Raw genomic sequence first — 13155 nt, forward strand, 5'->3', positions numbered from 1 at the left:
GACAGCCGCACAGAATTGTTAATTGCGCACGCCAGGGCGGAACAGCGAGCCAGCGGTTTCGCGCTCCGATTCGTCTTCGTGTTCCGGCGCGGAGCCAACTTCGGCAACCGACCCGGAGCCCGGACCGCAATCAGACGCGATCGTCGTGTGAATCGACGTTTCGATGGTGAGTGTGGTCACCGAGGCGGTGACCGTCATCATCGTCGAATCCGGCGGACTTTCCATTGACGACGCTATCCGGGGATAACGCGGCCCATGGTGCCCGCCAGGTTTTTCCGCACGCGGCGCAGCCCGGCGCATGAAACGGGATAGCTCCGTCAGCGCCAACTGATACACATCCCGCTTGAACTCGATCACACAGTCGAGCGGCACCCAGTACTCGTTCCAGCGCCACGCATCAAACTCAGGGTGGTCGGTGGCGCGCAAGCAAATGTCGCAATCGCGTCCAACCATCCGGAGCAAAAACCAGATTTGTTTCTGGCCGCGGTAATGACCGCGTACTTCGCGCTTGATGAACTTGTCAGGCACCTCGTAACGCAACCAGTCGCGCGTGCGACCGATCACCTTGACGTGCTCAGGAAGCAGCCCGGTTTCTTCGTGTAACTCCCGATACATCGCTTGCACGGGGGTCTCTCCGTACTTGATGCCCCCTTGCGGAAACTGCCAGGAATGTTCACGGAGCCGTTTGCCCCAAAACACCTCGTTGTGCGCGTTCAAGAGGATGATGCCGACGTTCGGGCGAAAGCCTTCACGATCCAGCATACAACCACCTTCGAATCCTTTAAAATTGCTTTGATTATAAACAGATAACGGACCCGACGCACCGATTCGCACCAGATTGGAACGATTCGCCGCAAAAGGCCCGCGTTTGCGGTAGCCTGTCAGTCTTTCCGTGCCTTATCCCTTGCTGCAAAGGCTTTGCGCGGCGGCTTCGGCGCCGCGATCGGGCCGGTTTTGCCGGGGTTTTGCCTGGTATGCGCAGGCCGTTTGCCGGGTCTGAGCCGAATTCCTGGTCAGAGTTTGGCCGGATATGCGGCGCGTCCGTGCCGGCGCAAGGCCGGGTCTGTGTCGGTTTCCCCACCGTTTTCACCTTTCGGGCGGTCCCTCCGGAGCCGCCGCTTTTGGAAAATCTGAATGAAAGCTTCCCGTTTCTTTATCGGCACACTGAAAGAAGCGCCCGCCGACGCCGAGATCGTCAGCCACAAGCTCATGGTGCGCGCCGGCATGATCCGCCGCGTTGCCGGTGGCATCTATAACTACCTGCCGGTCGGCCTGCGCTCGATCCGCAAGGTGGAAGCCATCGTGCGCGAAGAAATGAACCGGGCAGGCGCGATCGAACTGTTGATGCCTTCGGTGCAGCCGGCTGAGCTGTGGCAGGAATCGGGCCGTTGGGAAAAATACGGCCCCGAGCTGCTGCGCTTCAAGGATCGCAAGCAATCCGATTTCGTGCTCGGACCGACCCACGAAGAAGTGGTCACGGATATCGCGCGCGGCCAGATCAAGAGCTACCGCCAGTTGCCGGTGAACTTCTATCAGGTCCAGACGAAGTTTCGCGACGAGATCCGTCCGCGTTTCGGCGTGATGCGTGGTCGCGAGTTCATCATGAAAGACGCGTACTCGTTCGACAAAGACGCGGAAGGCCTGCGCGAGTCGTATCGCAAGATGTACGACGCGTACGTGCGCATCTTTACGCGCCTCGGTCTGGATTTCCGCGCAGTGGCAGCGGACAACGGTTCGATCGGCGGCAGTGGTTCGCATGAATTCCACGTGATCGCCGACACCGGTGAAGACGCGATCGCGTATTGCCCGACCTCGGAGTTCGCTGCGAACGTTGAGGCGGCCGAAGCGTTGCCGTTGTACGCTGAACGCGCAGCGCCGACCGAAGAGATGAAGAAGACGGCAACGCCGGGCAAAGCAAAGTGCGAGGCCGTGGCCGAGCTGCTGAACATCCCGCTCGAGCGCACCATCAAGTCGATCATCCTCGCCACGGAAAACGAAGGCGCCGAACTGACCATCTGGTTGCTGATGCTGCGCGGCGATCACGAACTGAACGAGATCAAGGCAAGCAAGCTGCCGGGTCTGGCGGACTTCCGCATGGCGACCGAGGCTGAGATCATCGAGACCTTCGGCACGCCGCCGGGTTACCTCGGCCCGATCAACACGAAGAAGCCGATCAAGGTTATCGCGGATCGCACGGTCGCCAACATGAGCGACTTCGTGGTGGGTACGAACGAAGTGGATTACCACACCACCGGTGTCAACTGGGGCCGCGATCTGCCGGAGCCAGTCGTCGCTGATATCCGCAATGTGAAGAAGGGCGATCCGTCGCCGGACGGCAAGGGCGTGATCGACATCTGCCGTGGCATCGAAGTCGGTCACGTGTTCCAGCTCGGCAAGAAATACTCGGAAGCGATGAACGCCACCTGTCTCGACGAGAACGGCAAGCCGCAGCCGATGGAAATGGGCTGCTACGGCATCGGCATCACGCGTATTCTGGGCGCGGCGATCGAACAGAATTTCGACGACAAGGGCATCATCTGGCCGGAGTCGATCGCACCGTTCGAGGTTGTGCTGTGCCCGATGGGTTACGACCGCAGCGAAGCCGTGCGTGAGCAGGCCGACAAGCTGTACGCGGAACTGGTCGAAGCCGGTGTCGACGTGATCCTCGACGATCGCGGCGAACGTCCGGGCGTGATGTTCGCCGACTGGGAACTGATCGGCGTGCCGCATCGCCTGGTGATCGGCGATCGTGGTCTCAAGGACGGCAAGCTCGAGTATCAAGGCCGCCGCGACGCTGAAGCGACGCTGCTGCCGGTCGAAGACGCCGCTCAAACGGTGATCGGCAAGGTTCGCGCAGCATTGGCGCAATAAGCGGAGCGGACGGTGGAGTACACCTTCGTATCTGCGACCGTCCTGCTGATTCTGATCACTGATCCGTTAGGCAATATTCCGCTCTTTATCAGTTGCCTGCGCAGCGTTTCGCCGAAGCGGCGCACGATCGTCATCCTCCGTGAGGTGGCGATCGCCTTCGCGATCCTGCTGGTGTTCATGGTGGTCGGCGACCGCTTCCTGCGCATGATGAGTCTGACCGACCAGTCATTGCGCATCGGTGGCGGGATTGTGCTGTTTCTGATTGCGCTCAGGATGGTGTTTCCGCATCCTGACGGCCCGTTCGGCGGCGATACGCGCGGCGGCGAGCCGCTCATTGTGCCGCTCGCCATTCCGGCGCTGGCGGGTCCGTCGGCTCTCGCGACGGTGATGCTGCTGACGTCGCAGGCGCCCGGCAAGATGTTCGAGTGGATTGGTGCGCTGACCGTCACGATGATCGTCTGCGCGATCGTGCTGATGCTGGCGGAGCGCATTCAGGCGTGGCTCGGTGAGCGCGCCATGATGGCCTTTGAACGGCTGATGGGATTGGTGCTGGTGGCGATCTCAGTCGAAATGATGCTCGGCGGTATCCGCTCTTTTGTGCATCAACTTTGAGTGAGATCCAGTGCGGGGTTCGGCACGGTAGTGCAGCAGTGCTATCGCGAGCCTGACAAACAAAAAGCGGCCCGCGGGCCGCTTTTTTTACGCCGGTGCGCGCCGTACGTGGCGCCGCCGGAACAACCAGGCTTTGAATTAAGCCCCTTCGGTCAACGCCCGAATAGTCGGCAGGTTGCGCCAGTAGCCTTTGGCGTCCATCCCGCAACCGAACACGTAGCGGTCCGGCACTTCGAAACCACAGTAATCCGGGCGCAGCGGCTTGGCCTTCGGAATGATCTTCTCGCACAGTACCGCGCTCAGGAAGCGCTTCGCGCCCATCGCGAGGATGCGGTCGCGGATCGCCGCCATCGTCTCGCCTTCGTCGAGGATGTCGTCGAGCACCAGCACGACGCGATCCTTCACCGACTCAGCCGGCGCCACGCGCCACTGCATCTCATTACCACCTTTGGTGGTGTTGCGATAACGGGTCAGGTGGATGTAGTCGAATTCGAGCGGGAAATCGAGGTGCGGCAGCAGCATGCCGGTGAACACCGCCGCGCCGCCCATCACCGACAGCACGAGCGGAAAGTCCTCGCTCATCTCGTTGCGGATGGCGGCAGCCATGCCGCTGATCGACGCGTTGACGTCGTTGGCCGAAACGATTTCTTCGGAGTGGCTAAAAATATGGAGAGCTTCTTCGCGGTTCATGACGTCTGACGGGCGGTAACTGTATACATAGTGTGGGTGAGAACGACGGCGTGCGGTACAGAATAAACCCGCACAAATTCCGAGTCAGCCGCGCGTGCCGTTGTTTATGCACGGAAGCACGCGCGCCGCCGTCTTGCTAAAGCTTAGCGCATGCCGGGCATCATGCCCTTCATGCCGCGCATCATCTTTTGCAGATTGCCGCCCTTCAGCTTTTTCATCATCGTGCGCATCTGGTCGTACTGATTCAGCATGCGGTTGACTTCCTGCACCTGCACGCCTGCGCCGGCGGCAATGCGGCGCTTGCGGGTGGCCTTGATCAGATCGGGCTTGGCGCGCTCCAGCGGCGTCATCGAGTTGATGATGCCTTCCATGCGGCGCATCTGCTTTTCGGCCTGGCCCATGTCGGCGCCGGCGGCGGCTTGCTGGAACTGGGCCGGCAGTTTGTCCATCAGCGACGATAGGCCGCCCATGCCCTTCATCTGGGTCAATTGCGCGCGGAAATCGTTGAGGTCGAAGTCGCCGCCTTTCTTGACCTTGTCGGCGAGCTTCTGCGCGGCCTGAACGTCTACGCCGCGCTGCGCTTCTTCGACGAGGGCGAGAATGTCGCCCATGCCGAGAATCCGGTTCGCCATGCGATCCGGGTAGAAAATTTCGAGGCCATCGAGCTTTTCGGCGACGCCGACGAACTTGATCGGCTTGCCCGTCACGTGACGCACGGAGAGCGCCGCGCCACCACGTGAATCGCCGTCGAGCTTGGTGAGGACCACGCCGGTGAGCGGCAATGCGTCGCTAAAGGCCTTCGCGGTGTTGACCGCATCCTGGCCGAGCATCGCGTCCACGACGAACAGCGTTTCCGCCGGTTTCAGCGTGCTGTGCAGCGCGGCGATTTCGGCCATCATCGCTTCGTCGATACCCAGACGGCCGGCCGTGTCGACCAGCAGCACGTCGTGGTAGTGGCGCTTGGCCCAATCTACCGCGGCGATCGCGATATCCACCGGCTTCTGATCCGGTTCCGACGGGAAGAAATCCGCGCCGACCTGCTCGGTCACCGTCTTCAACTGCGCAATAGCAGCCGGGCGGTAGACGTCGCACGAAACCGTGAGGACCTTCTTCTTGTACTTCTCGCGCAGGAGCTTGGCGAGCTTGCCGACCGTGGTCGTCTTACCGGCGCCTTGCAGACCCGCCATCAGGATGACAGCCGGCGGTGTGACGGCGAGATTCAGCTCGACGGCCTTGCCTTCATAGTCGCCGCCGATGATCGCGGTCAGCTCGCGCTGCACCACGCCGACCAGCGCCTGACCCGGCGACAGGCTGCTGAGCACTTCCTCGCCTAGCGCTTTTTCCTTCACCTTGGCGATGAACTCGCGCACGACGGGCAGCGCCACGTCCGCCTCGAGAAGCGCGAGGCGCACTTCGCGCAGCATTTCCTGGGTGTTCGCCTCGGTGAGCCGGGCTTCGCCGCGCAGCGTCTTGACGACGCGCGCCATCCGTTGAGTCAGATTGTCGAGCATGGGGAGCGATGAACTGTGCGGCCGGAGCGGGGCGCGAAGCGGGAGACGTCGCGGAGCAGGGGCCTAGTGTAAACTTCGAATATGGATATTGTACTGTATGCCCTCACTGCGCTCCTCTACGGCGGTCTCGCCGTGGCCGGCTGGCGCTCGCACCGGCACGCCGCCTTGCGCCCCATGCTCGAGAGCGTGCCGCCGGTGCCCGTCTCCGCGGGCATCCCGGCCGCATCGGCCGCTTCCGGCATGAGCAGCTCGGGCCGCGCGCTGCTGTTTGTCGCGCTGCTGGCCCACGGCGTGCTGCTGCACACCACCATCTTTCCCCAGAACGCGATGGTGTTCGGTTTCGCGTTCGCGCTGTCGGCGATGTTCTGGCTCGGCGCCGGCATCTACTGGATCGAGAGCTTTTTCTTTCCTCTCGACGGCTTGCGCCTGCTGGTGTTGCCGCTCGCCTGCGTCGCTTCTTTATTGCCGCTGGCGTTCAATGGCGTGCGCGTGCTGCCATACTCAGCCGCGCCGATGTTCAAGCTGCATTTCCTGATCGCCAATATCGCGTACGGTCTGTTCGCGATCGCGGCGCTGCACGCGGTTCTGATGCTGCTGGTCGAGCGGCGTCTGCATGCCATGCGCGGGGGCATGTCGCAACGCAATGCGGCTGCGGCGGGCAACGGCTGGCTGTCGAGCTGGCTCGACACCTTGCCGCCGCTGCTGACACTTGAAAAGCTGCTGTTCCGTTTGATCGGCGCCGGCTTCGTGCTGCTCACGCTGACCCTGGTCTCGGGCATCCTGTTTAGCGAGCAACTGGTGGACCGCGCCTTGCGGCTCGATCACAAGACCGTCTTCGCGATTCTTTCCTGGGTGATGTTCGGCGCGCTGCTGACTGCGCGCAAGGTTTCCGGCTGGCGCGGCCGTGCGGCATTGCGCTGGGTGCTGGCGTCGTTCGTCGCGCTGTTGCTGGCGTACGTCGGCAGCCGTTTCGTATTCGAGGTGCTGTTGCACCGTGCTGTAGTGTGAGTGTCCTGCTATGCGACAAATTTTTCTGCTGATCCTGTTGTTCATCGTTGGCCAGTGGCTGGTCAAGGCGCTGCGTCGTCACGACGCGCAAGCGTCGCAACGCACCGGCGCCGATGCGAATGGCGCCGCGGGCGCCGGCGGTGCACGAGGCCAGAGCGCTCCGAATGGCGGCGCGCGTGGGCCTAATGCGCCGCAAGCGCGACCCCAGCTCGCCGAGCCGATGATCCGTTGCGCCGAGTGCGGCGTGCACGCGCCGAAGAGCGACTCCGTGGTGGTGGCGGGGCAGCCTTTCTGCAGCGCCGCGCACGCGCAGCGTCATGGCGCGCGTCCCTCGGGCCGCGACGCTCGATGAGTGTCGAGTTCACCGTCGACGCCGACGGTTGGGTCGCCGCCGCACGCAAGCTGCCATCGCCGAATTTTGAAGCGCGACCCGAAGGGGCCGTGCCGACGCTGATCGTCGTCCACAACATCAGCTTGCCGCCCAATGAGTTCGGCGGCACCGCGATCGCCGAACTGTTCCTGAATACCCTCGACTGCGACGCGCACCCGTACTACGACACGCATCTGCGCGGCGTGCGGGTGTCGGCGCATTTCGTGATTCATCGCGACGGCGCGCTCGAGCAATTCGTGTCCTGCAACGAGCGGGCATGGCACGCCGGGCCGTCGAATTTTTTCGGCCGCGAGCGCTGCAACGATTTCTCGATCGGCATCGAGCTGGAGGGCAGTGATACGACTGCTTTCGAAGCGGCGCAATACCGCACGCTCGGTGCACTTGTGACGGCGCTCAAGGCCCGCTATCCGGTCGAGGGCCTCGCCGGTCACTCGGACATCGCCCCCGGTCGCAAGACCGATCCAGGGCCGCATTTCGAGTGGCAGCGTCTGCAGCGCGACACCGCGTTGGCGGATCAGTACTTCCCCTATCTCAAGTTTTCCAAAACGCTGTAACGACCCTTCGCGCGACATCGCGTGATGCGAGGAGAGCAAGGCACAGCCTTGTTCTCCGGGGAGTCGGCTTCGCGTCGCGCTATGCAAAAGTCAAGCCTTTGAAAGCAAATAAAACGATTTGACCTGTCTTGAAACTACACTATACTTGGTGCCAGAAATTCAGTTTCGCACTATATCTTGTGTCCGGTGTGTATAACTCTGTGCATAACTGAGTGCATAAGTCTGCGGCGCCCCGCTTCCCGAGCACGGCGCCGCAAGCATTCCGGGCAGCGATAAAAATTCCTGCGGCGTGGCCGATCGAGAGAGCCGGCAGCGTCCAGAAACATTCAGGAAAAGGGCATAGCAAGTGATCGCGACACACATGGTGAAGACCGTTACCAATTCGAACCAGGCTTCACTGCTGTCGCATCCCGCCACCCGGCTCAGCCGGCCTTTTTCCTGCACCCCATCGCTTGCGCACGCGGCGGCGCAGCGTTCGTTTTAATCCGCGGTTATCTCCGCAACATTTCCAAGACCAGGAGCTTTGCACATGCAAACCACCGACAACGCGACGACCCGGTACGAGGGTTCACCGGCTGGCCAGGCCTTCGGCCAGACACAAGGCGCCCAGGCGCTCGCGCCGCAAGTGACCTACGCCGACTACAAGGTGATCCGTCGTAACGGCAGCGTGGTGTCGTTCGAGCCGTCGAAAATCGCCATCGCCGTGACGAAGGCATTTCTGGCCGTCAACGGTGGTCAAGGCGCGGCGTCGGCTCGCGTGCGCGAACTGGTCGAGCAACTTACGCAGAACGTGGTGCGCGCACTTGTGCGCAGCCGTCCGAACGGCGGCACGTTCCATATTGAAGACATCCAGGATCAGGTCGAACTCGCGCTGATGCGCGGCGGCGAACATAACGTCGCGCGTGCATACGTGCTGTATCGCGAGAAGCGCACCCAGGCGCGCGGTCATGACGACCAGATCGTCGCCAGCACGCCGGGTCTGAACGTCACCGACAACGGCGTGACGCGTCCGCTCGACATGGCTGCGCTGCGCGGCATCATCGAACTGGCGTGCTCGAACCTGGGCGACGCCGTGAGCGCCGATCCGATCATCGCGGAAACGGTCAAGAATCTGTACGACGGCGTGCCGATGAGCCAGGTCTACGACTCGGCAATTCTGGCCGCCCGCACGATGATCGAAAAAGACCCGGCTTATAGCCAGGTCACGGCCCGCATCCTGCTGCACACGATCCGCCGCGAGATCCTCGAAGAGGAAGTCACGCAAACTGAAATGGGCGAGCGTTACGCCGAATACTTCCCGCAATTCATCAAGCGCGGCGTGCAAGCCGAACTGCTCGACGACAAACTCCTGCAGTTCGACCTGAAGCGCCTCGGCGCCGCACTCGACAACAACCGCGACCTGCAGTTCGGCTACCTCGGCCTGCAGACGCTGTACGACCGCTACTTCCTGCATCACGACGGCGTGCGCATCGAAATGCCCCAGGCATTCTTTATGCGTGTCGCGATGGGTCTGTCGCTGAACGAGATCGACCGCGAAGCGCGCGCGATCGAGTTTTACAACGTGCTGTCGAGCTTCGACTTTATGTCGTCCACGCCCACGCTGTTCAACTCGGGCACCCGCCGCTCGCAACTGTCGTCGTGCTACCTGACCACGGTCGACGACGACCTCGACGGCATCTACGAAGCGCTGAAGGAAAACGCGCTGCTGTCGAAGTTCGCCGGCGGTTTGGGCAACGACTGGACGCGTGTGCGTGCTCTGGGTTCGCACATCAAGGGCACCAATGGCAAGTCGCAAGGCGTCGTGCCGTTCCTGAAGGTCGTCAACGACACGGCTGTCGCTGTGAACCAGGGCGGCAAGCGCAAGGGCGCGGTCTGCGCGTACCTGGAAACGTGGCACCTGGACATCGAAGAATTCCTCGAGCTGCGTAAGAACACCGGCGACGACCGTCGCCGCACCCACGACATGAACACGGCGAACTGGATTCCCGACCTGTTCATGAAGCGCGTGCACGAAGGCGGCGACTGGACGCTGTTCTCGCCGTCCACCTGCCCGGATCTGCACGACAAGTTCGGCGCGGAATTCGAAACGGCTTACACCGCTTACGAAGACAAGGTCGCGCGCGGCGAGATCAAGCTGTTCAAGAAGATCCCGGCGGCGCAACTGTGGCGCAAGATGCTGGGCATGCTGTTCGAAACCGGCCACCCGTGGATCACGTTCAAGGATCCGTGCAATGTGCGTTCGCCGCAACAGCACGTCGGCGTCGTCCACTCGTCGAACCTGTGCACGGAAATCACGCTGAACACCAGCGACGCCGAAATCGCCGTCTGTAACCTGGGCTCCGTGAACCTCGTCGCTCACTTGAAGGAACAGGCGGACGGCACTCTGGCGCTCGACCACGACAAGCTGAAGCGCACCGTCAGCGTCGCGATGCGCATGCTCGACAACGTGATCGACATTAATTACTACGCAGTCGCCAAGGCACGTAACTCGAACCTGAAGCACCGTCCGGTCGGCATGGGCATCATGGGCTTCCAGGACTGCCTGCACCTGCTGCGCACGCCGTATGCGTCGCAAGAGGCGGTTGCGTTCGCCGATACGTCGATGGAAGCGGTCTGCTACTACGCCTACTACGCGTCGACGGAGCTGGCGCAGGAGCGCGGCCGTTACTCCAGCTACCGCGGCTCGCTGTGGGATCGCGGCATTCTCCCGCAAGACTCGGTGAAGCTGCTGGCCGAAGCGCGTGGCGGTTACGTTGAAGTCGATTCGAGCGAATCGATGGACTGGACCGAACTGCGTTCGCGTATCGCCACCTACGGCATGCGCAACTCGAACTGCGTCGCTATCGCTCCGACGGCGACCATCTCGAACATCATCGGCGTGTCGGCCTGTATCGAACCGACGTACCAGAACCTGTATGTGAAGTCGAATCTGTCGGGCGAATTCACGGTGGTCAACGACTACCTGGTGCGCGACCTGAAGGAACGCGGCCTGTGGGACGAAGTCATGGTCGCCGACCTGAAGTACTTCGACGGCACGCTCTCGCGCATCGACCGCATCCCGGCCGACCTGCGCGCGATCTACGCGACCGCGTTCGAACTCGATCCGGTGTGGCTGGTCGAGGCGGCTTCGCGTCGTCAGAAGTGGATCGACCAGGCGCAGTCGCTGAACATTTACATGGGCGGCGCGTCGGGTAAGAAGCTCGACGAGATCTACAAGCTTGCTTGGGTGCGCGGTCTGAAGACGACCTACTACCTCCGCACGATGGCGGCGACGCACGTCGAGAAGTCGACGGTGGCGCATGGCGCACTGAACGCGGTGAGCTCGGGTGGCGGCGAAGGATCGGGCGGTGCGGGTGGTGTCGGCGGCGGCGCGGCAGGCGGCTTCGGCGTGAGCGGTGGTGCAGCTTCGGGCGGCATCCAGGTCGCGGCGGCAGCGCCGGCAGTTGCAGTCGAAGCAGCCCCGGAAGCAGATGGTCCGGTGTGCATGATGCGTCCGGGCGATCCTGGTTTCGACGAGTGCGAAGCTTGCCAGTAAGAAGTCTGGCGATCGCGACTAAGCACGAAGCAGGCGGCAGGATCGCTGCTTGCTAAGCGGGTTGTAGGTAAAGACCCGAATGCAGCGATCAGCAAGCTTGATAGAAGTGATGCATAAGCGAAGTAGACGAGCGGCGCAGCGAAACGAAATCGACGTTGCGCCGCTCGTCGAAAAGCAGCGAAGCACGGCAAGCAACTGAAGTCGTGAAGCGGCAGGCAAACAGCAGGCAAGCGGTAAGCAAGTAGTAGATGACGCAGTCAGCAGTCGGCAGCACCGACGAAGCGCTCGACATGAAGCGCTCAGCAAACGCTCCGGTCGAAGGTCTATCGACACAACCGGTCAGATGCATCGCTCGACATTGCATTGAACTCCGCCTCGCCAGCACTGACGAACAGGCAAGCACGGGACAGCCGGAACGTCAGCACGAGGCAGCAGGAAGCAATCGCAAAACGCTGCAAGCACGCTCCGCAATACAGATAGATAGAGCAGCGAAACGTCGCTTTGACACGTTGCTCTTCGAGCTCGCGAAGCACCTCGACGACACGCGTTCAACACGCTTCACATGAGGCGACACACACAGTCTGTTGAACAAAGTGTTGTATGAACGTAGCAACGCGAATCGAAAACAGGATTTTTCATCAGCGAACTCTTTTATCGCTCGTGAAAAGATGGTACAAACCGTTCTAAATTGATGGTGACATTTATGCTCAACTGGGATGACGAGATCACTGCCGTAACTCCCTCGAGCGCTACGCAACAGAATGTGTTGCGCAACGCTGCGGGATCGGCTGTCGGTTCGCAAGTCGGAACGCGTTCCGCTCCTCACGCTCCCTCGGCTCAAGACATCTTCGCGAACGACATCGCTGTCGCTCCCGTCGCTCATGTGACCCACGCTGCTACCGGAACGGCTGCCGCCTCCGAAGCGCGAGTCAATGTCGCCGACAAACGCATCATCAACGGCCAGACCGACGTCAATCAGTTGGTGCCGTTCAAATACAAGTGGGCCTGGGAAAAGTATCTGGCTGGTTGCGCCAACCACTGGATGCCGCAAGAAGTGAACATGTCGCGCGACATCGCCCTCTGGAAAGACCCGAACGGTCTGACCGAAGACGAGCGCCGCATCGTCAAGCGCAACCTGGGCTTCTTCGTGACGGCCGACTCGCTGGCCGCCAACAACATCGTGCTGGGCACCTACCGCCACATCACGGCGCCCGAATGCCGCCAGTTCCTGCTGCGCCAGGCGTTCGAAGAGGCGATCCACACGCACGCTTACCAGTACATCGTCGAGTCCCTGGGCCTCGACGAAGGCGAAATCTTCAACGCGTATCACGAGGTTTCCTCGATCCGCGCGAAAGACGAATTCCTGATTCCGTTCATCCATACGCTGACCGACCCGGCCTTCAAGACCGGCACGCTCGAGGCAGACCAGACCCTGCTGCGCTCGCTGATCGTGTTCGCCTGTGTGATGGAAGGCCTGTTCTTCTACGTCGGCTTTACGCAAATCCTGGCGCTGGGTCGCCAGAACAAGATGACCGGCGCCGCGGAACAGTACCAATACATCCTGCGCGACGAGTCGATGCACTGCAATTTCGGCATCGACCTGATCAACCAGATCAAACTCGAAAACCCGCAACTCTGGACGGCTGAGTTCCGCGCGGAAATCCGCGAGATCTTCCAGCAAGCGGTCGAACTTGAATATCGTTACGCAGAAGATACGATGCCGCGCGGGGTGCTCGGCCTCAATGCGTCGATGTTCAAGAGCTATCTGCGCTTCATCTGCAACCGCCGTTGCCAGCAGATCGGTCTCGATCCGCTGTACCCGAACGAGGAAAACCCGTTCCCGTGGATGAGCGAGATGATCGACCTGAAGAAGGAACGCAACTTCTTCGAGACGCGAGTGATCGAATATCAGACTGGCGGCGCGCTGACCTGGGAGTGATCCGGGTTCGTGTCGCAGATGCATTCATTTTGGGGATGCCGGCA

At 61.5% G+C, this 13155-nt stretch carries 11 protein-coding genes; 7 read left to right on the plus strand and 4 right to left on the minus strand.

Annotated features, from left to right (window positions below):
- Positions 1-18: 18 nt before the first annotated feature.
- Positions 19-762, minus strand: a complete 744-nt coding sequence (locus tag KHO30_RS19015) for an RNA pyrophosphohydrolase (RefSeq protein ID WP_093645229.1) — start codon at positions 760-762, stop codon at positions 19-21.
- A 372-nt stretch (positions 763-1134) separates the two neighbouring features.
- Between KHO30_RS19015 and KHO30_RS19020 the strand changes: the two genes are divergently transcribed.
- Together KHO30_RS19020 and KHO30_RS19025 are read left to right on the plus strand one after the other, a co-directional pair.
- Positions 1135-2871: a proline--tRNA ligase gene (locus KHO30_RS19020; RefSeq protein ID WP_211701877.1), complete on the plus strand. Its 1737-nt coding sequence runs from the start codon at positions 1135-1137 to the stop codon at positions 2869-2871.
- Positions 2872-2883: 12 nt separating this feature from the next.
- The gene (locus KHO30_RS19025; protein ID WP_054040747.1) at positions 2884-3483 is read left to right on the plus strand and encodes a MarC family protein; all 600 of its coding nucleotides are present in this window, start codon (positions 2884-2886) and stop codon (positions 3481-3483) included.
- Positions 3484-3621: 138 nt separating this feature from the next.
- Here the strand turns inward: KHO30_RS19025 and KHO30_RS19030 are convergent, their stop codons facing one another.
- A complete protein-coding gene (locus tag KHO30_RS19030) occupies positions 3622-4173 on the minus strand; it encodes a hypoxanthine-guanine phosphoribosyltransferase (RefSeq protein ID WP_200620035.1) in 552 nt (183 codons plus the stop codon).
- Positions 4174-4316: 143 nt separating this feature from the next.
- Positions 4317-5684, minus strand: coding sequence for a signal recognition particle protein (gene ffh, locus KHO30_RS19035; RefSeq protein WP_093645225.1), 1368 nt, complete (start codon positions 5682-5684; stop codon positions 4317-4319).
- An 81-nt stretch (positions 5685-5765) separates the two neighbouring features.
- On the opposite strand from ffh, the gene KHO30_RS19040 reads away from it, so the two are divergent.
- The 4 genes from KHO30_RS19040 (at position 5766) to KHO30_RS19055 (ending at position 11172) form a co-directional block, all read left to right on the plus strand.
- Positions 5766-6692, plus strand: coding sequence for a cytochrome C assembly family protein (locus KHO30_RS19040; RefSeq protein WP_093645223.1), 927 nt, complete (start codon positions 5766-5768; stop codon positions 6690-6692).
- A gap of 10 nt (positions 6693-6702) precedes the next feature.
- Entirely contained in the window at positions 6703-7044 is a 342-nt protein-coding gene (locus tag KHO30_RS19045; RefSeq protein WP_200620038.1) for a PP0621 family protein, read from the plus strand.
- Positions 7041-7637 carry a 1,6-anhydro-N-acetylmuramyl-L-alanine amidase AmpD gene (ampD, locus tag KHO30_RS19050; RefSeq protein ID WP_211701878.1) on the plus strand — a complete coding sequence of 199 codons (597 nt, stop codon included), beginning with the start codon at positions 7041-7043 and terminating at the stop codon, positions 7635-7637. The genes KHO30_RS19045 and ampD overlap by 4 nt, the downstream gene beginning before the upstream one ends.
- A gap of 529 nt (positions 7638-8166) precedes the next feature.
- Positions 8167-11172 (plus strand): ribonucleoside-diphosphate reductase subunit alpha, encoded by a 3006-nt coding sequence (locus tag KHO30_RS19055; RefSeq protein ID WP_211701879.1) that lies wholly within the window; start codon positions 8167-8169, stop codon positions 11170-11172.
- Between the two features lie 88 nt (positions 11173-11260).
- Here the strand turns inward: KHO30_RS19055 and KHO30_RS19060 are convergent, their stop codons facing one another.
- Positions 11261-11464, minus strand: coding sequence for a hypothetical protein (locus KHO30_RS19060; protein WP_143131828.1), 204 nt, complete (start codon positions 11462-11464; stop codon positions 11261-11263).
- Positions 11465-11875: 411 nt separating this feature from the next.
- Here KHO30_RS19060 and KHO30_RS19065 point away from each other — a divergent pair, with 411 nt between their 5' ends.
- Complete coding sequence (locus KHO30_RS19065; RefSeq protein ID WP_054040807.1) at positions 11876-13111, plus strand: ribonucleotide-diphosphate reductase subunit beta; 1236 nt, start codon at positions 11876-11878, stop codon at positions 13109-13111.
- Positions 13112-13155 lie beyond the last annotated feature (44 nt).

Source organism: Paraburkholderia aspalathi, assembly GCF_905220735.1.
Taxonomy (GTDB): Bacteria; Pseudomonadota; Gammaproteobacteria; order Burkholderiales; family Burkholderiaceae; genus Paraburkholderia; species Paraburkholderia aspalathi.